21 protein-coding genes are annotated in these 23209 nt (G+C 63.1%); 6 read left to right on the forward strand and 15 right to left on the reverse strand.

The window, feature by feature from the left end:
* Positions 1–58: 58 nt before the first annotated feature.
* A complete protein-coding gene (locus HBO19_RS06325) occupies positions 59–3469 on the forward strand; it encodes a hypothetical protein (protein ID WP_170057074.1) in 3411 nt (1136 codons plus the stop codon).
* A 55-nt stretch (positions 3470–3524) separates the two neighbouring features.
* On the opposite strand, the gene dsbG is transcribed toward HBO19_RS06325, so the two are convergent.
* The 3 genes from dsbG to dsbD are packed head-to-tail and all read right to left on the reverse strand — an operon-like array spanning position 3525 to position 6861.
* On the reverse strand, positions 3525–4286 hold the full coding sequence (dsbG, locus tag HBO19_RS06330) for a thiol:disulfide interchange protein DsbG (protein ID WP_170057075.1): 762 nt from the start codon (positions 4284–4286) through the stop codon (positions 3525–3527).
* Positions 4262–5131 (reverse strand): TlpA disulfide reductase family protein, encoded by an 870-nt coding sequence (locus HBO19_RS06335; protein ID WP_170042838.1) that lies wholly within the window; start codon positions 5129–5131, stop codon positions 4262–4264. The genes dsbG and HBO19_RS06335 overlap by 25 nt, the downstream gene beginning before the upstream one ends.
* Entirely contained in the window at positions 5131–6861 is a 1731-nt protein-coding gene (dsbD, locus tag HBO19_RS06340; RefSeq protein ID WP_170057076.1) for a protein-disulfide reductase DsbD, read from the reverse strand. Before dsbD ends, HBO19_RS06335 begins: the two co-directional genes overlap by 1 nt.
* Before the next feature lie 170 nt (positions 6862–7031).
* On the opposite strand from dsbD, the gene HBO19_RS06345 reads away from it, so the two are divergent.
* The 5 genes from HBO19_RS06345 (at position 7032) to HBO19_RS06365 (ending at position 11800) form a co-directional block, all read left to right on the forward strand.
* A complete protein-coding gene (locus HBO19_RS06345) occupies positions 7032–7712 on the forward strand; it encodes a response regulator (RefSeq protein ID WP_169952538.1) in 681 nt (226 codons plus the stop codon).
* Positions 7712–9031, forward strand: a complete 1320-nt coding sequence (locus tag HBO19_RS06350) for an ATP-binding protein (RefSeq protein WP_169952536.1) — start codon at positions 7712–7714, stop codon at positions 9029–9031. Before HBO19_RS06345 ends, HBO19_RS06350 begins: the two co-directional genes overlap by 1 nt.
* A gap of 123 nt (positions 9032–9154) precedes the next feature.
* A complete protein-coding gene (locus HBO19_RS06355) occupies positions 9155–9928 on the forward strand; it encodes an N-acetylmuramoyl-L-alanine amidase (RefSeq protein ID WP_170057077.1) in 774 nt (257 codons plus the stop codon).
* A 155-nt stretch (positions 9929–10083) separates the two neighbouring features.
* Positions 10084–11496: an aspartate aminotransferase family protein gene (locus HBO19_RS06360; RefSeq protein ID WP_170042841.1), complete on the forward strand. Its 1413-nt coding sequence runs from the start codon at positions 10084–10086 to the stop codon at positions 11494–11496.
* A gap of 79 nt (positions 11497–11575) precedes the next feature.
* Positions 11576–11800: an MbtH family protein gene (locus HBO19_RS06365; RefSeq protein ID WP_032862749.1), complete on the forward strand. Its 225-nt coding sequence runs from the start codon at positions 11576–11578 to the stop codon at positions 11798–11800.
* A 714-nt stretch (positions 11801–12514) separates the two neighbouring features.
* On the opposite strand, the gene HBO19_RS06370 is transcribed toward HBO19_RS06365, so the two are convergent.
* The 12 genes from HBO19_RS06370 to ssuD all read right to left on the reverse strand — a co-directional run bounded on the left by HBO19_RS06370 (position 12515) and on the right by ssuD (position 23125).
* Entirely contained in the window at positions 12515–13438 is a 924-nt protein-coding gene (locus HBO19_RS06370; protein WP_170057078.1) for a zinc ABC transporter substrate-binding protein, read from the reverse strand.
* Positions 13438–14337, reverse strand: coding sequence for a metal ABC transporter permease (locus HBO19_RS06375; RefSeq protein ID WP_169957238.1), 900 nt, complete (start codon positions 14335–14337; stop codon positions 13438–13440). Before HBO19_RS06375 ends, HBO19_RS06370 begins: the two co-directional genes overlap by 1 nt.
* Positions 14334–15080 (reverse strand): metal ABC transporter ATP-binding protein, encoded by a 747-nt coding sequence (locus tag HBO19_RS06380; RefSeq protein ID WP_170042844.1) that lies wholly within the window; start codon positions 15078–15080, stop codon positions 14334–14336. The genes HBO19_RS06375 and HBO19_RS06380 overlap by 4 nt, the downstream gene beginning before the upstream one ends.
* The gene (locus HBO19_RS06385; RefSeq protein WP_029300635.1) at positions 15077–15997 is read right to left on the reverse strand and encodes a metal ABC transporter substrate-binding protein; all 921 of its coding nucleotides are present in this window, start codon (positions 15995–15997) and stop codon (positions 15077–15079) included. Before HBO19_RS06385 ends, HBO19_RS06380 begins: the two co-directional genes overlap by 4 nt.
* Before the next feature lie 34 nt (positions 15998–16031).
* The gene (locus HBO19_RS06390) at positions 16032–16607 is read right to left on the reverse strand and encodes a DUF6162 family protein (protein WP_170042845.1); all 576 of its coding nucleotides are present in this window, start codon (positions 16605–16607) and stop codon (positions 16032–16034) included.
* A complete protein-coding gene (locus tag HBO19_RS06395) occupies positions 16604–16933 on the reverse strand; it encodes a hypothetical protein (RefSeq protein ID WP_169957232.1) in 330 nt (109 codons plus the stop codon). Before HBO19_RS06395 ends, HBO19_RS06390 begins: the two co-directional genes overlap by 4 nt.
* Positions 16930–17469: a thiamine pyrophosphate-binding protein gene (locus HBO19_RS06400; RefSeq protein WP_169957231.1), complete on the reverse strand. Its 540-nt coding sequence runs from the start codon at positions 17467–17469 to the stop codon at positions 16930–16932. The genes HBO19_RS06395 and HBO19_RS06400 overlap by 4 nt, the downstream gene beginning before the upstream one ends.
* A complete protein-coding gene (locus HBO19_RS06405) occupies positions 17469–18677 on the reverse strand; it encodes a PepSY domain-containing protein (protein WP_169957229.1) in 1209 nt (402 codons plus the stop codon). Before HBO19_RS06405 ends, HBO19_RS06400 begins: the two co-directional genes overlap by 1 nt.
* 272 nt (positions 18678–18949) lie before the next feature.
* Positions 18950–19405, reverse strand: coding sequence for a VOC family protein (locus tag HBO19_RS06410; protein ID WP_169957228.1), 456 nt, complete (start codon positions 19403–19405; stop codon positions 18950–18952).
* A 155-nt stretch (positions 19406–19560) separates the two neighbouring features.
* Positions 19561–20664, reverse strand: a complete 1104-nt coding sequence (locus HBO19_RS06415) for a sigma-54 dependent transcriptional regulator (protein ID WP_170042846.1) — start codon at positions 20662–20664, stop codon at positions 19561–19563.
* A gap of 8 nt (positions 20665–20672) precedes the next feature.
* The gene (locus HBO19_RS06420; protein ID WP_170042847.1) at positions 20673–21860 is read right to left on the reverse strand and encodes an acyl-CoA dehydrogenase family protein; all 1188 of its coding nucleotides are present in this window, start codon (positions 21858–21860) and stop codon (positions 20673–20675) included.
* A 119-nt stretch (positions 21861–21979) separates the two neighbouring features.
* Positions 21980–23125, reverse strand: coding sequence for an FMNH2-dependent alkanesulfonate monooxygenase (gene ssuD, locus HBO19_RS06425; RefSeq protein WP_170057079.1), 1146 nt, complete (start codon positions 23123–23125; stop codon positions 21980–21982).
* Positions 23126–23209: the final 84 nt, after the last annotated feature.

The raw sequence follows: 23209 nt of genomic DNA on the forward strand, positions 1-23209 counted from the left end.
GTTTTTGGCCTGGCGGTCAGGCCTGCTGGTTAACTTTCCCTGGACTGGAGGTCCTGTCATGGTTAAAAAAACTGCGCCCCAAAGTTCGTCACCGGCCGCTGCCCAGCCCGTTGTTGAAGCCACCGTCGAATTACCCTATCCGCAGATTCAATACGCCGCCAACAACAACATCCTGTATCCCATCGACGCCATCGACGGCACGCGCGCAACTATTGCATTTGCCGGGATGGGCGCGACACCGGTGACGTTGTACTGGGCCATCCGGGATCAGGACGAGCCGGTGTTCGAGCCGATTGTGCGAACAGGCAGTACCACTGGCAGCATTGACATTCCCATTCCCTGGCAGTGGGTCAGTACCTGCATCGGGCATACCGTGTTGATCTGGTACACAGCGTCTGTGGGCGGTCAACTCAAGCAGTCGCTGGTGCTGGAACTGGAGGTCCAACAGATCCGCGAGCAGGACCTCCAGGCATCGCTGCCGGTGTTTGCCCATGCGCAATACATCCATAGCACCTGGCAACTGGATATGAAGGCATTCAGCGGCGATGAGACCATCAGGGTCAAGGCGTGGCCGATGATCCAAGCCGGGCAGCGGCTGTTTATCAATGTGGCAGGCGATCAGCACAAGCCGCCGTTCGCGTTTAGCTGGGTCGCTCGGGACCATGTGGTGACGGCCGCCGAGGCCATTGCCGGGCATATCTTTGAATTCAAGCTCGCGCGCAGTTGGATGGCACGGCGCGAGGACTACTCGGCCCTGACCATCCACATGGCCGTGATCTTTGATGGCACCTCACCCCAGCCGCCGGTGCCGGTTGATCCGATCTACGAAACCCAGCTTCCGGAAAACGCCCACGAGTTTCATCCCCGTACAACCGTGCTGTTGTTTGTGGATGCGTCGTTGCACTTGCCCGAACCGAAATTGGTCGAGGCGCAAGGCCAGGCTGAGGTGGACCCGCTCAAATTGCTGGAGGGCGCAACGGTACGTGTCTGTTACGAGGATATGCGCAGCACTGACAGTATCTCCCTGTGCTGGGAATCGACCCACGGCGATTGTGCCCCTATCCCCCCACAGAGCGGTATGGACGAAGGCTGTATCGACTTCCATATCCCGCCGCAGTTCGTGGGTATGCGCCTGGATAACTTCGCGAATTTCAGCTACACCGTGACCCGTGATGGCGGCGAGCAAGCGTCGCCTGATGGCGTGGTCTGGATCCCGCTGCCGTCCAACCTGCCCCGGCCGCAGATCCTCGAAGCCCCGTTCAACAGCCTGGACCTTGGGCAGATGTGCTGTGATGACCCGGTGACGATCCATGTTGCGCCTTGGCCATTTATCGGCACCACGCAACGTGTGCAGCTGTATATCGGTGGTGTCTACCCGGATGGCTCAAAAGCCCGGCTGTACCTTTTTGACGGGGAGCCGGTCAGTGAAGAGGATATTCGCAACGGTTGGACCCGGACCTTGCCCCGGGCCGAACTGGCGGCGCTCAAGCATGACAGCGAGTTGTACATCCTGTTCAGCGTTGAGTTTCTGCCACCCAGGGATTCGCGGCCGGTCTATCGTGCGTTTCCTTCGCTGCTGGTGAACCTGCTCACCGAACCGCACCTGGAGTTGCCCAAGCCCCATCTTGTCGAGGCGGTGGACTGCGGCGCCGACGGCTGGATCGTCAACCCGGTGAACACGCAGGACGGCGCGCATATCCAGGTGGCGTACGAGCGTATGTGCCCGGGGGATATGGTTTGCCCCACGTTCATCGGCACGCCTGGGCCTGGGTCGCCGGGGCTGGAGTGTCGCGTTGTGGCGCAGGGGGAGCAGAGCCTGGTATTCGCCGTTGCGCCGTCGGCGATCAGCGCCAACCTGCGCCAGCAGATATTGCTGGGCTACAGCGTGTCACGTGTGTGTGGCGGCGAATGGGAGTCGCCGCCACAAAAAGTGCATGTCCTGGATATCAGCGGCCTGCCCAACCTGGCGGTGGAACAGGCGACGGGCAGCACCCTGGACCTCAGTACATTCGGCGGCGATGCTAGCGCAACGGTGGTTGCCTGGCCTTACATTGCCCTGGGCCAGCCCTGCTGGTTGTGGGTGACCGGAGAGTTGGAAGGCGGCAGCCCATACAGCTTTGAGGTGCTGGAGGGGGTACCGGTCACCGAGCAGTGGTTGACCGGTGTCGAGGCGCCGTTACCGCGCCACGAGCTGCAAAAACTGGCGGATTGCAGCGCTTTTGAAGTGCATTTTGCGGTGAATTTCAACGGCCAGCTGGACAAGGACAGTGCCCACAGATTCCCGGTATTGCTTCTGGACATCGCACAGGAGGGGCTGGAGCTCAAGGCGCCCACGGTGTGCGAAGCGGTGGGCACCCAGCTCACGGTTTACAACGGCCGGGATGGCGTGACGGTGCGCGTGGCCTACGCGCTGATCAACCCTAGTCATACAATCAGTGTGTGCTGGACGCGCACAGACGGTACTTGCCTACCAGTGATGTCGAAGCCTGGCAGCAGTGATCCAGGCTACGTGGATTTCCATATTCCCCGGGAAGCAGTGATCCATGGGATCGGCAAGACGGTGAAGATCAACTACACCGTCACCAGTCTGTGCAAAGTGGCAACTTCCCCGGACCTCGACCTGCAGATTAGTGTGCCCGTACGTTTGCCGACGCCGGTGGTGCCGCAGGCTACCAACAACATTCTGGATTTGCGCACTTTCAGCGCCGATGCGGACATTACCGTGCAACCCTGGTGGTTTATCTTGCCGAACCAGAGAGTCTGGCTGCGCGGGATTGGGACCAGGGAGGATGGCAGCCCGTACATTTTTAATGTTTACCTGGGCAAGGTCGTGACGGAGGCAGAAGTCAGCGCCGGGCTCAAGCAAGCGTTGAGGCGAATCGAGCTTGAGCTTTTGAAGGATCTCAGCACCTTGACGTTCACCTGCAAAGTCACTGCTGATGGAAGCAGCCAGGAAAGTACGGCGGTGGTGTTTCCGGCGTTGCAGCTGCTGTTAAGTAAGGCATTCTCCGACCACACCGACTTCGATCCTGCCGGCAAAGGCTGGAATGGCTGGAACAGAGGACCCGGCGCCACCAATCCTGGCGATCTGGTGCTCAAGCTAGGTGCTGTGCCTGGAGCGGCGAACGGGTATTTCTTGCAGGACTGGGGGTACACCGATACCAGCGATCCAGCCACGCAGCGTGTGAAACTGTTCAAGGACTTCAGCGGGCTGCAGGTGGGGCGTTCCTATCGGTTCAGTGCGTGGATCCGTGATATTCCGCTGTTAGTGAACAGGCCGCGCTTGATCCTCACGGCCCAGGGGGTGCCAATCTCAGCGGAAATGTTACCTCCTGCCACCTGGTACTTGCTCCAGGGCGTGTTCCAGGCCAAGGCCGCTACGGTGCGGCTCACCTTGGACAACCTGCAGATGGGGGGGGGGCCGGGCAATGACTACGACGTGACTGGCTTGACTGTGACAGAGATGTAAGCTGCGCAACAAGGCCTCCAACCGTTGGAGGCCTTGTCCGGCCAGCGTCGAGCGATTATTTCGGGCCGAGGATTTTCCCCAGTTTATCCGGCGACGGCGCCCCTTGCTGCTGCTGCAACTGGCCCTTGTCATCCAGGTAGAAAATCGCCGGGGTGGCCGACAATTCCAGCTCTTCCATCAACTTCATATTGGCATCGAGCTTGGCCTGGATCTCGGCCGGGATCTTGGCCAGGGCCTTGAGCTTGCTGGCTTTGCCCGCAGACTCATGTTCTTGCAGGGCCTGGGCCGTGTCTTTACTGGCCAGCAGCGCCGCCGATTTGCCGGGGCTGTCCTCGCGGATGATCCCGACCATGATGTGGCGCAACTGCACCTTGCCGGCCTTGACCCAGGGCCGCGCCTGTTCCCAGAACATGTTGCAGTACGGGCAGTTGGGGTCGCTGAACAGGTAGACGGTGCGCGGCGCGTTTTTATCGCCGTCCTGGATCCAGCTGCTCTGTTGCATCTTGGCCCAGATTTCCTTGGCCATCGGCGCGTAGACCAGTTTTTCCAGGGGCGCGGTGCTCAGGTCATTGCCCTTGGCGTCGTACAGGTTGCCGGCCAGCACGTGCTGGCCGTCGGCGGTCAGGTACAGCGCCATGCCACGGTTCTGGTACTGCGCGGCATAGCCCTTGAGCCCGCCCGGTGCATCGAAGCTGCCGATGATCTTGGCGCCCTTGGCTTCGATCTGTTTGATCGGCGCCGGCCATTCTTCGGCGTGGGCGAGGTTGGCGGCGAGTGCCAGGGGCAGCAGGGTCAGCAGGTGGCGGAGGCGGGGCATAAGGGTTTCCTTGAAGGGGCCGTCTTGGCGGCAGTCGAGTCCGTGGGGTCGAAATATTCCATGGCGCGGGCCAGGCTGGCCTGGGACAGCTCGCCCAGGTGGCTGTTGATCAGCCGGCCATCGGCTTGATAGAAGAGCGTGGTCGGCAGCGCCATCGAACCCACGGCTTGGCCCAGGCGGCCACTGGCGTCGAACAGTACGTTGTCCAGGTTCAGGCCCTGGGTGGCCAGGTAGGTGCTGACGCTTTGCATGCTTTCGGCCTGGTTGACGAACAGGAAGGTCACGTCAGGCCGTTGTTTCTGGGCATTTTCCAGCACCGGCATTTCCCGCCGGCAGGGCGGGCACCAGGTGGCCCACAGGTTGATCACCAACGGGCCGCCCTGGTAGTCGGCCAGTTGCACGGTTTCGCCATCGGCGTTGCGCAGGGCGATATCCGGCAGGCGCGTGCCTTTTTCATAGATGTTCAACGAGAAACTGGCCAGCGCCCAGAACGCCAGGCCACTGACCACGCCGGCGGTCAGCGGCTTGCGCAGGGCCGGGCGGCGCCAGCTCCAGAGCAGGGCGGCGATGATCAGCACGATCACCCCCGGCCAGACGAGAAAGCCGCCGTCGCGCAGGTCGACAATTTGTAGCGGGTCATCGCGGTAGTACGACCAGTACATCAATACAAAACCGATGCGCGCGCTGAGCATGCCCAGCAGGAACAGGCTGAACAGCACCGACTCGGGGTTCTCGCCGCCACGCTTGGCCACGCGCCAGCCCACCACTGTGGCGAGGACCAGCGCACTGATCAGCAGCAGATGGTTCAAGGCAATGGCAAAGGTGCCGATGGTCAAGGTCAGCATCAGGGTGCGTCCCGGGTCTGGGTCCAGCGTTGCAGGAAGGCTGCGGCGTCCACTTCACCTGTGATGCGCTGGGCGCGGCGCTCTGCACCGTCCGGGCCGATCCACACAAAGCTCGGTGGGCCGGGGACTTTGTAGCGGCCCAGCAGCTCACGGCTGGCGGCGTTGTCGGCGGTGACGTCCAGGCGCAGCAGGCGCACGTTTTTCAGGGCCTCCATGACTTCGGGTTTACCGAACACCTGTTTTTCCATGATCTTGCACGACACACACCAGTCGGCGTAGTAGTCCAGCAGCACCCATTGGCCCTGGGCCTTGGCGCTGTCGAGCTGGGTTTGCAGGGCTGACGGGGCGTTGATGGTGGTAAAGCTGTCATGGGCGGTCGGCGCGCCGGCCACCGGCGAGCCACCGAACACCTTGAGCGGTTGCCACAGGTCATCGCTGCCACCGGCTGCGCCGATCACCAGGATCGCGCCCCACAGGCCCAGGACCAGGGAACCTGCGCCCAGTGCCTTGGCGACCAGCCCGTACTCGCGGGCCAGGCTCCAGCCGCAGTAGGCCATCACCAGTGCCAGCACGCCCCACAGGCCGAGCCACAGGCTTTCGTCGACGACCGGGCGGATCATCAACACGGCGGTCGCGAGGAACAGGAAGCCAAACACGCTCTTGAGCACATTCATCCAGGTGCCTGGCTTGGGCAGGAAGCGATTGCCCACCGTCACCAGCAACAGCAAGGGCACGCCGATACCGATGCCCATGGCAAACAGGATCAGGCCGCCGTGCAGGGCATTGCCGCTTTGTGCGATGTAGAGCAGGGCGCCGGCCAGGGGCGCGGTCATGCACGGGCCTACCAGCAGGCCGGACAAGGCCCCGAGCACGCCAGCGCCGACCAGGCTGCCGCCGTTTTGCCGACGGCTGGCGTTGTCCAGGCGATCGCGCAGGAAGGCCGGCAGTTGCAGTTCAAAGAAACCGAACATTGGCAGGGCGAGGATCACAAACAGCGCGGCGAAACTGCCGAGGATCCACGGGGTTTGCAGCAGCGCAGCCAGGTTGCTGCCGGCCAGCGCGGCCAGTACGCCGAGGGCGGCATACACCAGCGCCATGCACACCACATAACTGGTGGCCAGGGCAAAACCACGGCGTGGGCTGGCACCGCTGCCCACTACCAGGCCGGCGAGGATCGGCAGCATCGGCAGCGAACACGGGGCAAACGCCAGCAGCAGGCCCAGGCCGAAGAACACCAGCAGGCTCCAGCCCAGGCTGCGTTGTTGCAGGCCGCTGGCCAGGCTTTCATCCTGGGCCTCGGCGGTGGCGGCCACGGCGGGGTTGCCGCCCAGGTCGACGGTGAGCGATTGCGGCGGGTAGCACAGGCCGGCATCGGCGCAGCCCTGCCAGCCCAGCTTGACCTTACCGGTGGCGCCGGCCGGGAGTTTCACTTCCAGGCCCTGGCGGTACACCTGTTGCTCGCCGAAGAACTCGTCGCTATGGGCCTCGCCCTGGGGCAGCACGGGCTGTTCGGCCAGGCCTTCGAATTTCATGCGTTGCTGGTACAGGTAATAACCGTCGGCAATCTGCCAATACAGCTGGGTTTCACCGGAAGCCAGGCGCTCGGAGGTAAAGGTAAAGGCCTTGCCTACCGGGAGGAACTCGGCTTTGGTCTCGAACGGATTGTTGCCAGGCGCGGCCTGGGCCAATCCGGTGAACAACACCAACAGGAAGATAAACAGATGCCGCATGGTCAAGCCTTAGTTCGATGCAAGTGGGCACACAATGTGTGGTGCTGATTAACCGATGATTAACCGGGCTATTCTAGAGTGTAGGGATTTTCAAGGCGCGCATCTTTTGCCGGCATAATGCGTGCTTAATCCGCCCTCCTTTAAATCAGCATTTTTGCAAAGGGTTCAGCATGCACGTACTGGTCTGTGAAGACGATGACCTGATTGCCAGTGGCATCGTTGCCGGTCTCGGCGCCCAGGGCTTTACGGTCGAGCGCGTAGCCACGGCCGCGGCGGCGCGGGCGATGCTCAAGGCGGCGGAGTTCGACATCATGGTGCTCGACCTCGGCCTGCCGGATGAAGACGGCCTCAAATTGCTGCAGCAACAGCGCAGTGCGGGGCTGGAGATCCCGGTGCTGATCCTCACCGCGCGCGACTCGGTGACCAACCGCGTCGACGGCCTGCAAGCCGGTGCCGACGATTACCTGCTCAAGCCCTTCGACCTGCGCGAGCTGGCTGCACGCTTGCAAACCCTGTTGCGCCGGGTGGCCGGGCGCAGCGTCAACCTGATCGAGCATGGCCGGCTGAGCTACAACCCCAGCAGCCGCGAAACCTTGCTCGGCGGCCAGCCGGTGGACTTGTCTCGCCGCGAACAGGCCCTGTTGCAGGCATTGCTGCACAACCGTGGCCGGGTGCTGTCCAGCGAGCAGCTCAAGGACAGCGTCTACGGGTTCAACGATGAACTGGAAAGCAACGCCCTCAACGTGCATATCCACCACCTGCGCCGCAAGTTGGGCAACGGTATTGTCGAGACCGTGCGCGGTCTGGGCTACCGCCTGGGCCCGGCGGATACTGGAGACGACGCCTCGTGATGAGCCTGCGCCTGCGTCTGACCTTCAAGCTGGGCGCCGCTTTTGTGCTGATCTGGGCGCTGGCGGCGGCCTGGATGCTCAACGACCTGCGCAACCAGATGATGTTTTCCCTGGACCAGCGCCTGGTGGCCTCGGCGCGCATGGTGGCCGGGCTGATGGAGCAGATGCCGGGCCTGGCCAGCGTGGGCGAGGGCAAGCGTTTTGGCGCCGAACAACTGAATGTGCCCGGTGGCATGGCGTGCCAGGTCAGCTCGTTGCGGGGTGAAGTGCTGGCCCGCAGCCACACCACGCCGGATCAGGGGTTGGAATCGCGGCAAAGTGGCTTTCGCGACCAGATCATCGACGGCGCTGCCTGGCGCAGCTTTACCCTGGCCCGGGGTGATTTGTTCATCACCACCGCCGACCGTCAGGTGGAGCGCGAGGCGCTGAACATGTCGATCCTGCTGGCGGCCTCAGTGCCGGTGGGCGTGGCCTTGCTGGGTTGCCTGTGCCTGTTGTGGCTGGGGATCGGCCAGAGCCTGGTGCCGCTCAACCGCATGCGCGATGCCTTGATGCGGCGCAGTGCCGACTCCCTTGAGCCGTTGCAGATTCACCCGTTGCCCAGCGAGCTCAAGCCGCTGCTCGACACCCAGAACCAACTGTTGCAACGCATCGCCAAGACCATCGAGCGCGAGCGCCGGCTGACCGGCGATGCCGCTCACGAGCTGCGCAGCCCGCTTACGGCCATCAAGACCCACCTGCAAGTGGCACGCATGACCGACGGCGCCGCCCGCGATCAATCCCTGGCCCATGCCGAGGAGGGCGCCGACCGCCTGCATCGCACCCTTGAGCAGTTGCTGCTGTTGGCGCGGGTCGAGGGCAGCCTGTCGTTTGATGACGGTTTGCAGTCCAGTGCCGAACAGGTGGCGCGCCTGGCGATCCAGGACGCCAACGCCGGCGACAACCGCCGCATCGACCTGATCCTGCCGGACAACCTGCCCCAGGATCCGGTGGAAATGCCCGTGGGCCTGGCGGTGGCGGCCTTGCGTAACCTGCTGGATAACGCCCTGCGCCATACCCCGGCCGATACGCGGGTGGAGTTGAGCGTGTTCACCCAGGGCAATCAAGTGGTGTTTCGCGTGCGCGACCATGGCGCGCCGATCTCCAGCGAAGACCTGCAACACCTGACCCAGCGTTTCTGGCGCAATGGCAACAGCGGCGGTTGTGGCCTGGGCCTGGCCATCGTGCAGGCGATTGTCCAGCGATGCTCTTGTTCCCTGGCCTTCGACAGCCAGCCCGACGGCCTGCGGGTCGACCTGGGGATGCCGCTGCGGCGCTGATCCTTGCTTGCATACACATAACTACCGCCATCCTGGGGCCCGACGCTTCAGGATGGCGGCAATTTTTGTGTTTGCAGGTTTGCCGGCTGAATGACTCAGCCTGTATTGAAAAGGACAGCGCCTATGTTGGTCATCGATTCCACTTATCCAGCCAAAGATTTTAATCAACGCAATGGTGAAGCCGTGCGCCAGGTGGTGGTGCATTACACCGCCGCGCCCTTTCCCTCCTCCCTGCGCTCCCTGACGCAGCAGGGTGTCAGTGCCCATTACCTGTTACCCGCCCCCCATGAGGCCAGCTATCGAAGTGCCGGCTACGACGAATTGCGGGTGTTCCAACTGGTGGATGAACGCCAGCGCGCCTGGCATGCAGGCGCCAGTCATTGGGCGGGTCGCGATAACGTCAACAGTCGCTCCATCGGCATCGAGATCGTCAACCTGGCCCGCGATGAGGGTGGGGTGTTTACCTTTCCTGCCTATGATCCGCAGCAGATCGCCGTGCTGATCGCGCTGCTGCGCGACATTTGCGCCCGTCATCCGCAGATCGGCGCCACCGATATCGTCGGCCATTCGGATGTGGCGTTCTGGCGCAAGAGTGACCCGGGGCCACGCTTGCCCTGGCACGGTTTGTTCGAAGCGGGCATTGGCGCCTGGTTCGATGCACAGGCCAAAAGTGCCTATGAGCGGCGCTTTCGCATGGGGTTGCCCCAGGAGGTGGAGGTCGAACGGGCCTTCCAGCGCTACGGCTACGCCCCGGCGAAAAACCGCCAGGCGTTCCAGCAGCGCCTGCGTGCGTTCCAGATGCACTTCCGGCCCGCCGATTATCGTGGGCAACTGGATATCGAGACCTGCGCGATTCTGTATGCACTGAATGAAAAGTACACCAGTGCCGGCGAGTGACCGGCCATTTGCCGGTTTTTCACTGAGCCGGGTGTAAATCCTCACGCCGCTGAAGCGTTTCCAGAACAGGAAATCCGTGCGCACGCCCTTTGGGGGCCAGACGTCAACGGGTTGGCAGTTTGGTCACCATCATCAGCGTATTGAGGGATCTAGAGATGTCAGTCGCTACCAGTCGCATTGAAGATTTGCAGGTGTCGGCCAGCCCGACGCCTGCGGAAGCGCTTTACCAGTTCGATGAATCGCCGCTGCTGGCCCGCCAGCGCCAGCAGGAATCCAATGCCCGCAGCTACCCACGGCGCATTCCCCTGGCGCTCAAGCGGGCCAAGGGTATTTATGTCGAGGACGTTGAAGGTCGCAGCTTCATCGACTGCCTGGCCGGAGCCGGCACGTTGGCGCTGGGGCACAACCACCCGGTGGTGATCGAGGCGATCCAGCAGGTGCTGCTCGACGAGTTGCCGCTGCATACCCTGGACTTGACCACGCCGGTCAAGGACCAGTTTGTGCAGGACCTGTTCGGCCTGCTGCCAGCGGAACTGGCGCGGGAGGCGAAGATCCAGTTTTGCGGCCCCACCGGCACCGACGCGGTGGAAGCCGCGCTGAAACTGGTGCGTACCGCCACGGGGCGCAGCACGGTGTTGTCGTTCCAGGGCGGTTATCACGGCATGAGCCAGGGCGCATTGAGCCTGATGGGCAGCCTGGGGCCGAAAAAGCCGTTGGGCGCCTTGCTGGCCAATGGCGTGCAATTCTTGCCATTCCCTTATGACTACCGCTGCCCGTTCGGCCTGGGTGGGGCAGAGGGAGTCAAGGTCAACCTGCACTACCTGGAAAACCTGCTCAACGACCCGGAGGCCGGCGTTTTGCTGCCGGCGGCGGTGATCGTCGAAGTGGTGCAGGGCGAAGGCGGCGTGATCCCGGCCGACCTCGACTGGCTGCGCGGCCTGCGACGCATTACCGAGCAGGCCGGCGTGGCGTTGATCGTCGACGAGATCCAGAGCGGTTTCGCTCGCACCGGCAAAATGTTTGCCTTTGAACATGCCGGCATTGTTCCGGATGTGGTGGTGTTGTCCAAAGCCATTGGTGGCAGCTTGCCGCTGGCGGTGGTGGTGTATCGCGAGTGGCTCGACACCTGGCTGCCGGGCGCCCATGCCGGGACCTTCCGCGGCAATCAGATGGCCATGGCGGCCGGCTCGGCGGTGATGCGCTACCTCAAGCAACATAACGTCGCCGACCACGCGGCGGCCATGGGCGAGCGCCTGGCTGAACACCTGCGCATCCTGCAGCGGGACTTCCCGCAACTGGGGGATATCCGCGGGCGCGGCCTGATGCTCGGGGTAGAGCTGGTCAACCCCAACGGCACGCCCGACGTCCAGGGCCACCCGCCGGTCCATCGGCAATTGGCGCCGCTGGTGCAACGCGAATGCCTCAAGCGCGGGTTGATCCTGGAGCTGGGCGGGCGCCATGGCGGCGTGGTGCGTTTCCTGCCGCCGCTGGTCATCACCGGGGCAGAAATCGACCGCGTGGCAGAGATCTTCGGTCGGGCTTTGGCAGCGGCTGTGGCGAGCCTCTAATTTTCCTGCACCGCTATACGTTCCTACATACATCAGCCACGCGCAGTGCGTGGCAGCCTTTAAGTGACGGAGAACCGCAATGACCTCAGTATTTGACCGCGAAGACATCCTGTTCCAGGTGGTGGTCAACCATGAAGAACAGTACTCCATCTGGCCCGACTACAAGGCCGTGCCAGAAGGCTGGCGCACCGTGGGTAAAAGCGGGATGAAGAAAGAGTGCCTGGCTTACATCGAAGAGGTCTGGACTGATATGCGCCCGCTGAGCTTGCGCCAGAAGATGGATGCGCAGGTTGTTGCTGGCTGAACACAAGCAAATGTGGGAGCCAGCGTGGTTTAACGGGGCGCCTAAGATCAAAATCACAAGCAAAGCGAGGCGGCCTGACAGCCGACCTGATCGTCAAGGCGTGCGCGTACCCCTGTAGGAGCTGGCTTGCCTGCGATGGTCGTTAACGATGACGAATGAATACCAGATACTCTGATGTGTTCTTTCGGGCGTCATCGCAGGCAAGCCAGCTCCTACAGGGGAAAGCAGCTTCGCTCTCTGGCTTTGCTGTTGTTGCTCTGCTTTTGATCTGGCTTTTGATCTTAGGCGCCCCGTTAAACTACGCTGGCCGCAGGCAGGTATTGCGCAGTGGGCGCCCCGGCATGGATGCCGGGGTAGCCGCGACACGGCCATGGATGGCCGATCGCGGCGGGCCCACGGAGCAATGCCTGACTGCGGGCATGCCGAGCCTAGGCGAGGCACCGAGTGGTGGGGCAAAAGCGCTTTGGTTACTTTCGCGCTCTTCGAAAGTGACCCGCCGTAAGGGCGGAACCCTAAGTGGCCGTGACTGCAGCAACGGATATGTACACAAACCCAATAAGCACTAGATAAAAGAGTTGTGTAGATACCTATGCCGCGATGGCTGAGTGTCAGTCGATAGATTAGTTGACTGATACACCGCCATCGCGGGCAAGCCTGCTCCCACACAAGCCCGCTCCCACATAAGCTCGCACACACAGGGGTATTGCGTTGCTTTCAGGGCACCAAGGCCTTGATCACCTGATCCACATTCCCTTCCAGTTCGGCCACCGGGTCTGCACCGTCAGTACCCAGCACCAGCAACTTCGCCCCCCCTGCACTGATAGCCGCTTTTACCGCCTCAGCCGGTTGACGATGGTGCAGCACTAACGCCACGTCGTTGTCCTTCAGGCTGGTCGTCAGTGTTTGTAGCGCCTGCGCAGACCACTCGACATCCGGCCGTGGATCGGTGCTGAGCAACTCCAGGTTCAACCCACTCACCAGATAAGCAAAATGATCGCTCAGGCTGACCACGCTCAGGTTGTCGGCCTGGGCCAGGCGCGCCTCGCTGTCAGCCGTCAGCTTGAGCAGGCGTTGCTTGAGGCTGGCCAGGTTGCTGTCGATTTGGGCCTTGGCGCCGGGCGCCAGGCGGCTCAGGTCGGCGGCCATGACATCGGCCATGCGCCCCAGGTTGTTGCTCGATTGCCACGGCTGGCTATTGAGGCCATCCACCGTCCCCGGTTGCAGGGCCACGCCCGGTAAACCGCCGTCTACCGGGCGGGCGGCGTCCACTTCGACGATGCGGATATTGCTGCGCCGGGCCACCGGGTACAGCGGGTCGTCCGGCCACAGCGAACGCAGGCCGATGGCCGCGTCGGCATCCAGCGCCAGGGTATGCAAGGCCGGCGCGCCACGCCCGGTAAAGTACGAGGTCTGGCGCGAGCCCGGCAGGTTGGCCGGTGCCGCGCGTTCAAGCTTGACCTGGGTGCCCTTGAGCAGGGTTTCGGCCAGCCCGAAGGTCACGGGCAGGGCCGCCAGGACTTTGACCGGCTTGGCGGATTGAGCTGCCACCGGCAGCGGTTTGGCGGTGCCGGCCGCCAGCAGCGGGGTGCTGATCAGGCAGGCGATGGCCAGGGCGAGGGGGCGTAGAACAGGGCGCATTATCCGAGATTCCCTTTCAGGCTGGGGACCGTGCCGCGCGCGATGGCGGCCAGGGCGAAGGCGATGCCGGCGACGAGGATGATCGCAGCGCCGGACGGGATGGGCAGGTCGAAGATGATCGGCAGCAGAATCCCGCACAGGGTGCTGAGTGTGGCGATCACCACCGAGATCCAGAAAAAACCCTTGAGCGACTGGCTCAACAGGCGCGCCGCAGCGGCCGGGATCACCAGCAGGGCACCCACCAGGATCGCGCCGATGACCTTGACCGCCGCCACGGTGATCAGGGTGACGAGGATCACGAACAGGTAGTCCAGGGTCTTCACCGCCACGCCACGCACGGCGGCCAGTTGCGGGTTGAAGCTGGCGAGCATGATGCGGTTGTACAGCGGCAACGCCAGGGCCATCACCAGTGAGCCGACAACGGCCAGCACCAGCAGGTCATTGCCGTTGACAGTCAGGACCGAACCAAACAGCACGTTTTCCAGGATGTGTACGTTGATCTTGCCCGCCAGGATCAGCAACAGGCTCGCGCCCAGCGCCAGGGACACCGAGAGGAACACGCCGATCAGCGTGTCCGGGGCCAGGCCGGTGCGGTTGCGCAGGTAGTTGAGCAGGATGCCGAACAACAGGCAGTAGCCGAACAGGCTGCCATAAGGCCCGGTGTAGGGTTCCCCCAGCAGAATGCCCACGGCCACGCCGGTGAGTGCGGCGTGGCCGACAGCTTCGGAGAAGAACGCAAAGCGCTTGACCACCACCAGTGTGCCCAGGCCACCGAGTACCGGGCCGATCAGCAGGCCGGCGAGCAGGGCGTTGACCACAAACCCATAGGCCAGGGCTTCCGGCAGGTAGCCGGACGAGGCCCAGCCCTGGACCATCAAGCGAAAGGCTTCGTAGCTCATTGGGCTGCGCTCCGTGGGTGGGTGGAAAACAGCGTCAGCAGGCGCTCCGGGGTCAGTGCCTCCTTGGGCGTGGCGTCGAACAACAAGCGGCGGTTCAGGCCGGTGACGCGATCTGCCAGGCGGCCCACGGCCTCCAGGTCGTGTTCGATCCACAGCACGGTAATCCCCGCCTGGCGCCAGTCGCCCAGCAGGCGTTCGAACACCTGGATCCCGGCTTCGTCGAGGGCCGACATCGGTTCATCGAGCACCAGCAGTTGCGGCGCCGGGATCAAGCCCTGGGCCAGCAGTACACGCTGGCGCTCGCCGCCGGACAGCGCGCCCATCCGGCGCTTGCGCTTGTCTTGCATGCCCACGCGCTCCAGCGCCTCGCCAATCGCCCCGGCGTAATGCCGGGACACACCGAGAAACGCCGGGCGCCGCTGGCACATGGCAGCCATGAAGTCGTCAACGGTCATCGGCAGGCCACGGTCGAACTCCAGGGCCTGGGGCACGTAGCCGATGGTGCCGGGAGTGTTCGGCCAGTGCAGGCTCAGTTGGCCTTGGTGTGGTGTCTGCCCCAGCAGGGTCTTGATCAGTGAACTCTTGCCGCCGCCGTTGGGGCCGACCAGGGCGTGGATACTGCCCGGTCGCACCTGGAAGCTGACGTTATCGAGGATCGCGGTACGGCCCAGGGTCAGCGAGACGTTATCGAATTCAAGCGTCGGGCCGATGCTGGCCACGCTCAGGTGTTCAGCCGCCGTCATGCCCCCGACTCCTGGATGGCCCGGACCACGGTGTTGAGGTTGCCGGTCATTTCCACTTCGTACTTCTCGGCGCTGTATTCACCGTAGGAAATATGCGACAGCGGGTACAGCTTGACCCCCGACTCACGCTGGATGGTATCGACGTAGGAGGACGGGAAATCCATCTCCGAGAAAATCACTTTCACGTCCAGTTCACGCAGTTGGTCGATGGTCTTCTTCAGTTGGCTCGGGCTTGGCTCAATGCCATGGGCCGGTTCGACCACGGCGGTCACTTCCAGGCCGAATTCACGCAGCAGGTAGTCGTAGGCGGCATGCACCGTGGCCACGCGCAGGTCGGCGTTGGGCGCGCTGGTGAGCTTGGCCAGGGCATCGGCACGCATCTGGCGCAGGCGCTTGCCATAGGCGCGGGCGTTCTGGGTGTAGGTCTTGGCGTTGTCCGGGTCGAGCTTGCCCAGTTCCCGGGCGATGTTGTTGACCTGGGCGATAGACGCGCTGATGGACAGAAAGGTGTGCGGGTTGACCACCTTGCCGGCGCCGCGGGCCGCGTTGCCGGTGGCGGCCAGCAACGGCACGTTGGCGTTGGCTTCGATCACCGGGATGTCCGGGCGCTCGCTGGTGGCGATCATGCGGTCGGCAAAGTCGTCATGACCCACGCCATTGAGCACGATCACGTCCAGGGTGCCAATGCGCTTGATGTCTTCGGCGCGCGGCTCGTAGGCGTGGGGGTTGAAGCCGGCCGGAATCAGCGGCACCACTTCGGCCTTGTCGCCGACGATATTGGCCACGTAGCTGTAATAAGGATGCAGGGTGATACCGATACGCAGGCGCTTGGCCGCCTCGGCATTGGCCAGGGGTGTCAGCAGGACGCTGAACAGGCCCACCAGCAGCAGGCGGAGCAAGGGAGATGACATAGACATGGGTAATCGATCTTCTCTCGGAAACAGCGTGAATTCAGTGGCGATGCTGGCGGGTGACGCCAGCGTCGAATTGCGCAACGACCTGCTGCCAGCCAGCGGCGATCAACCCCTGGTCGCTCAGGTCGGTGGGGGCAGCCAGGTTGGCGCTGCGGTTGAGCCAGATATCCGGCTCGGCTCCGTTGACGCGCATCAGCAGCGAACCGCTGGTGTCATTGGCCTGGCTCAAGCCCAGGTACGCCGAAGGCGCCAGCAACTGCCAGCGATGGTCGCCACGGCTGACCGAACTGGCGTCCTGGGCGAAGGGCGCGAAGCCTTCTTCGGCCAGTTGCGCGGGCGTCGGCAGGGCGCTGTGTTCCTGCTCCAGCAACTGGATTTCATCCAGGGTCACCCGCAGGTCGGCGTAGATACCTTGCTCGGCGGCGCTCAGGTCACGGCGCGCGTCCAGTTGGTGGCTGGCCACGGCCTCGACGGTCTGGGTTTCGCCATGCAGGGACACCACGGTGCCGGCGACGGCCAGGATGATCAGGCACAGCAGCAGGACGTAGAGGGTTTCATGGCCGGCGCCGGCGGGCCGGACCACCTGGGTGCTGCCTGGGCTCGTGCCGGTCATGGTGCCTGGATATCCGCTTGGTCGATCTCGACAACATGGCCGGGACCGGCGTCAAACAGCACGTAGAACTCGCTGGCAGGTTTCTTGAAGGTCAGCGTCGAGTCGGCCCCCAGCTTGCCGGGCACCAGGATGGTCTCGTCGTAGCCGATCACATCCAGGGTCACGCCGGGCGCGCCACTGCCGTCGGAAAAACCGCCAGTGCATTGGATCTGCTCGCCGGGGATTTCCTTGCATTCGCACATCGGGTTGTGGGCCAGGGCGTAGTTGCTCGCACCCAGGCTGAGGATCAGCGCGGCGCAGGCGCGGGTCAGGCGCAGTAAAGTCATGGTTTAACTCCTTGCTTGTTCAACCAGGCGACGGTGGCAGGCGATGCCTGACTCAAGGGAATGGAGGCCTGCTGCATGCTGCCGTCCCAGCCTTCCATGGTGATCCACAGTTCGGCGTCGGGTGGGGTGCGTTCAGGGATGGGCAGGGCGGCGCCCATGCGGTACGGGGTGCCGAAGAAAATCACCCCGGCGGCCCGCAGGCTGCGAGGCTTGCCGATGCGCAGGTAGGTGGCCTTGACCTGCTCGCCACAGGTGGCGCACAGGGCGGCATTGAAGGATTTCATCGGCCCGGCCGGATTGGGGCGGGGCGCTTCATTACGCAGCTCGGCCAGGGTGATGCTCCACGGGCCGACCTGCACTTCGCCGACCTCACGCTCGCCCAGGCCACTGTCGCCGCGAAACAGCGCGGCGTCGGCAAAGTACTTGGGCATAAAGCCCAGGGGTACCAGCAACAGCAGGATATTGATGTGGAAGCGCCATTTGAGCCAGAAGGCGCGCAGCGGCGAGGGCGCCTGAACGGTGGTGGCCTTGCTCATTATTTGCCCTCCGAGGTTTCAGCCTGCATGGCGCCGACAGGATTGGCCGGCGCCGTGTTGCGCGGGGCCTTGGCGCTGCGCTTGAGAGCGTGCAACGTGGCCAGGGCGGTGCGCTTGCTCCAGATCAACAGACCGCTGAGCACCATCATGCTCAGCAACAGGCCGAAGAAGAACCACACCAGCTTGATCCAGATCCCGCCGAAGTCGCCGGTGTGCAGCGGGCGCATGGATTCGGTGACGAACTCCAGGCCCGAGCGGTCCGACAGCAGGTGCGTGGCGGCGATTTCACCGTTGTATGGGTTGATGTCGGCGGTCTGGAACATCAGCGGGTACCAGCCGCGGCCGCCGATGCTCAAGTGGCTGTAGGCATTGCTCGGCAGGCCGACGAAGCTGACTTCGAACCCTGGGATGCGTTGGGTGGCGATGTTGATGGCATCGTCCAGGGCAATCATGGGCGGCGGTACGCCTGGGGCCGACAGCGGCACCTTGTCCCGGGAAATCACCGGCACGATGGCCTCGCTGGAGATGGTGATCTGGTTGTCCGAAAGAATCGCCTGGATCATGAACCAGGTGCCGGTGATGGAAATCACCGCGATAAACCAGATCGACCAGATGCCGCTCAGGCGGTGGAAATCGCCCCAGAAAATCCGCGCCCCATGCTTGAAGCGCAGGGTCGGCTTGAAGAAACCCTTCCAGAACCGTTTGTAGACCACCAGGCCCGTGACCAGCGACGCGAGCATGGGCAGCCCGAGGAACGACACCAGGTACCAGCCCCAGCTAAAGCCATTGGTGAACGGCACCAGCCACCAGCCATGCAGGGCGCGGGTGAACTGGCGGAAGTTGAACGACGGGCTGATGCCCTGGATAACCCCCGTGTACGGGTTGACGTAGACCGCTACGGAGCGGCCGTCGGGGTAACTGATGTCGACGTCGAGGGCAAAGTGCGACTCATCCGGGCGGACGATGGACTCGACAATGGCCTTGGGCTCGGCCTGCTTGATCGCGGCGAGGATCTGGTCGTAGGTGAGCAGTTCGGCATCGTCCGACGGCTTGCTGGCGCGCATTTCCGGGTTGACCAGCCAGACGATTTCCTGGCTGACCACCGCCAGGGTCCCGGTAACGCATACGATCAGTACGAAGAACCAGATGGGCAACGCCAGCCAGCTGTGTACGAGAAACCAGAGTTTGGAGCGTGACTTCTTCGACATGTCTATGGGGGTCTTGATCGGAGGGGGGCAGAGGAGGCCCGGGAAAGGCCGGTCGTAGCTTTTGCTTACGCGACGGGCTGTATCTAAGTTAAGACGGATGAGAATCGCAAAACCCTAAGACGCAAATGAAAGCAAATGTTTCCGATGCGCAACAAGCGCCCTGTAGGCGCTGGTTTGCCAGCGAAAATCTCCAGCGATAACGCTGGGTATTGGCTGCCCCGCGTTGTTCCCGGGTTTTTCGCCGGCAAGCCGGTTTCTACAGGTGATGGGGGTTATGCGAACAGGTCCTTGGCGCGCTGGCGAATCTGTTCCTCGGTCAACTCCTCTATATGGGTGGCGAGGAACCAGACATGCCCGAAGGGGTCCTTGAGTGTCCCAGAGCGGTCGCCGTAGAACTGATCCTTGGGTTCGGAAATCGCGATGGCGCCTGCCGCGATCGCCTGTTTGTACTGGGCGTCGACGTCCTTCACATACAGGTGCAGGCCAACGCTGGTGGGGTGCGCTCCTGGGCTGGCGAAGGCCATTTCATCGCAGGGCGAGGCCAGCATTATCGGTGAATCGCCGATGCGCAGCTCGGCATGGCCGACCTTGCCGTCGGGCATGTCCAGGCGCATGAAAACAGTGGCATCGAAGGCTTTTTTGTAGAACTCGATGGCTTGCGCGGCCTTGTCGATGCCCAGGTAGGGCGTGATGCTGTGATAGCCCTCGGGGATAGGTTTGACGCTCATGTCGCTCTCCTTGAAGGTTGCCAGGGGCCGGTTTTTCCGGTCTTTTCACTATAGGCCAGGTCTTTCGTGGCCTCTGGCTAGCCGACGACTGTCACGGCTCCCTGAACATTTCATCAAGCAGCGGCGCGCACGATTGCACCGAGCGCAGCGCCAACCTATATCGATAGGTGCAACATGCGTTCGCCCTGCAGGTTTGCCCCAGGGCGGCGCTTGTTGACTGCCAGTTCGCCGATTTTGATCAGGCGGGTGCGTGTGATATTGCGGCTCAGGCCCAGCAGGTTGGCGGTGTGTACCTGGTTGTAGTGGCTGAAGCGATAGGCTGCACGCAGCAATGCGTCTTCGACCTTCTCATGCAGGGCGCCGGCCTGTTCGTCGAACAGCTTCTGGAAGGCCCGCTCCAACAAGGCTTCGGCGCTGTTGTCGACACCGTGCTGGCTATCGTCCTGGCGCTCGATGCGCATGTTCGACAGGCGCAGGTCATCGCGCTCGATCACGCCATTGCGGCATATCAGCAAGGTGTGATGAATGACGTTTTCCAGTTCGCGAATGTTGCCCGGCCAACTGTAGCTCTTGAGCTTTTGCTCGGCCTCGGGGCTGATGGTGATGGGGCCGTAGCCCAGGCGCTGGCTGTAGGCGTCGATAAAGTGCCGGGTCAGGGGCAGGATATCGCCGGGGCGTTCGCGCAACGGGCTCAGTTCCAGGCTGACCACGTCCAGGCGGTAATACAGGTCCTCGCGGAAATGCCCGGCGTTGATGGCCTTTTCCAATTGCACGTTAGTCGCCGCCAGCACTCGCACATCGATGGCAATGCTCTTGCGTGAGCCCAGGCGCACCACTTCGCGCTCTTGCAAAACGCGCAGCAGCTTGACCTGGATGGCCATGGGCAGGTCACCGATCTCATCGAGGAACAGGGTGCCGCCGTCGGCCTCTTCGAACCAGCCGGCCTTGGCGCTGAGGGCACCGGTGAACGCGCCTTTTTCATGGCCGAACAACTCCGCTTCCACCAGGGATTCGGAAAACGCCCCGCAATTGACCGCCACGAAGGGCCGGTTGCGCCGGGCGCTGAGGTTGTGGATATGGCGGGCCACCAGCTCTTTGCCGGTGCCGGTCTCGCCGATGATCAGCACGCTGGCTTCGCTGGGGGCCACTTGCTGGATATGCGCGAGCAAGGCCTGGGATTTCGGGTCTTCGAAGACTTGCGCGGTGGCGCGAATCGACGTGGCGAGGGCGGGCGAGGGCGGGAGGGTCAAAAGCTGCATGGGCACCTCTAGGAATAGAACGTTGGCGTGGGCAGGGACTGGTTCAAGGCCCAGTCGCCCAGTTCGTGGAGTTTGTAGTCCACCGGGTCGTGCAGGCTTTGGGTGCGCAGGTTGCGCCAATGGCGATCCAGGCGCAGCGAGGCATGGGTGGAGCGGGCGCCGGTGACTTCAAACAGGCGGCTGCACAGCTCCAGGCCGTTGCGGGTGGCGGCGACCTTGGCCGTGGCGATGGCAATCGCCAGTTGCCCGCGCTCCTGTTCATTCAAGGCCGGGCCCTTGTCCCAGGCCTGGTCCAGCAGCTCGGCGGCCCGCTGCACCAGCAGGCGCACGCCTTCCAGCGCGACCCAGAACTCGCCGTAGTGGTTGAGCACATATGGGTCCTGACGCACATCCTGGACGGTGGATTTGTGCCAGGGCCGGGTCTCGGCGAGGGTGTAGTTGCGCGCTTCTTCAAACGCGCCTTCGGCAATCCCGAGGAACATATGGGTGAACGTCAATTGCGCAATCAACGGGCGTAGGCAGGCAAAGGGCGTGCTCAGGGGGCCAGGGTCGAGCAGCAGTTCAGATTCTTCGACCCGCACGCGTTCGAAGCTGGCGCTGCCGCTGTCGGTCTGGCGTTGGCCGATACTGTTCCAATCGTTGTGCACGGTGATGCCACTGCGCCCGCTAGGGATGGCGGCGATCAACAGCTTGCCGCCGGCGCTTTCATCCACCGCCGAGGCGATCAACATTTGTGAATCGCTGGCGCCGGAGCAGAAGCTTTTTTTGCCGGAGAATTCGCGCCAGCCGCCAAAGTCCTTGACCACCGTACGGGTGTCCAGCGGGTTGAGGGCGTTGCCCCAGAACCAGTGCTTGCGGGCGGTCTGCTCGAACCAGGGTTGCCATTGTTCCGGGCGGGAAAACAGGCGCACGGTGGCCAGCATCAGGTGATGAAAGCCGAAGACATGGGCGATGGAGCTGTCGACCTTGGCGAACTCGCGCACGATCTCCAGGGTTTCGCTCCAGCGTGCGCCAAGGCCGCCGTACTGGGTGGGAATGCTCAGGGCCAGCAGGCCACTGTGGCGCAGGGCATCGCGCTCAGCCTTGGGCGTGCCGCCGCGCTCGTCACGCTCCACGGCGCTGAGCGCGAACTCGGCGGCCAGCAGCTTGGCGGTCTGCAAGGGGGACGGCAGGACGCTATGGGGTTTGGCTGTCACGCGCAGCTCCTGAAAAAATCAAATGCACTGAGGACCCACTGTAGGGGCCGGCTTGCCGGCGATAGCGGCGTAACTGACAAATCGCCATCGCCGGCAAGCCGGCTCCTACAAAGGTTGGTTCAGGCTTTGGCGGTGGCAGGCAGTACATCGTTGGCAATCATTTCGCCGAACGGCCCGGTGAGGTTGGTGATGCCGCGTCCGGCCAGGCTGGCGTAGGGTTCGGGCAGCAGCGGGAACACCAGTTCGGCAAAGCGATAGGCCTCTTCCAGGTGCGGGTAGCCGGAGAAGATAAAGCTCTCGATGCCCAGGTCGGCGTATTCCTTGATCCGTTCGGCCACTTGCTGCGGGTTGCCCACCAGGGCGGTGCCGGCACCACCGCGTACCAGGCCGACGCCGGCCCACAGGTTGGGGGCGATTTCCAGGTTGTCGCGCCGCCCATCGTGCAGGGCGGCCATACGGCGCTGGCCTTCGGAGTCAAAGCGCGAGAAGGATTTTTGCGCGGCGGCAATGGTTTCGTCGCTGATGTGCTCGATCAGCCTGGCTGCCGCTTTCCAGGCCTCGTCTTCGGTTTCGCGCACGATCACATGCAGGCGAATGCCGAATTTGACGGTGCGCCCATGGCGCGCCGCGCGTTCACGTACATCGGCGAGTTTTTCCGCGACAGCTGCCGGTGGTTCACCCCAGGTCAGGTACACGTCCACCTGTTCGGCGGCGAGGTCGTGGGCGGCATCGGACGAACCACCGAAATACAGTGGCGGGTAGGGTTTCTGGACCGGCGGATAAAGGGCCTTGGCGTTCTGCACCTTCAGGTGTTTGCCTTCAAAGTCGACGGATTCGCCCTGCAATACCCGACGCCAGATTTTGAGGAACTCATCGGTCACCTCGTAACGTTCGCTGTGGTCGAGGAAGCTGCCGTCGCCACGGTTTTCATCGGGGTCGCCGCCGGTCACCACATTGATCAGCAGGCGGCCATTGGACAGGCGGTCAAGGGTGGCGGCCATGCGCGCGGACACGGTGGGCGAGATGATCCCAGGGCGGATCGCCACCAGGTAACGCAGGCGTTCGGTCAGGGGCACCAGCGCCGAGGCAATCACCCAGGAGTCCTCGCAGGAACGGCCAGTGGGAATCAGCACGCCGTGGTAACCGAGGTTGTCGGCGGCCTGGGCTACTTGTTTCAGATAGTTGAGGGTGACCGGGCGAGCGCCTTGGGTGGTACCGAGGAAATGGCCGTCGCCATGGGTCGGAAGGAACCAGAAAACATCCATGACAAGTCCTTGAGCGATGTTCAACAGAGAGTGTCGCCTGGCCAACAGTTGTGTAAACAACAGTTGCGGCGTTGGGGGACCGTT

It is taken from the genome of Pseudomonas sp. WS 5021 (genome assembly GCF_012985535.1).
In the GTDB taxonomy this organism is placed as follows: domain Bacteria; phylum Pseudomonadota; class Gammaproteobacteria; order Pseudomonadales; family Pseudomonadaceae; genus Aquipseudomonas.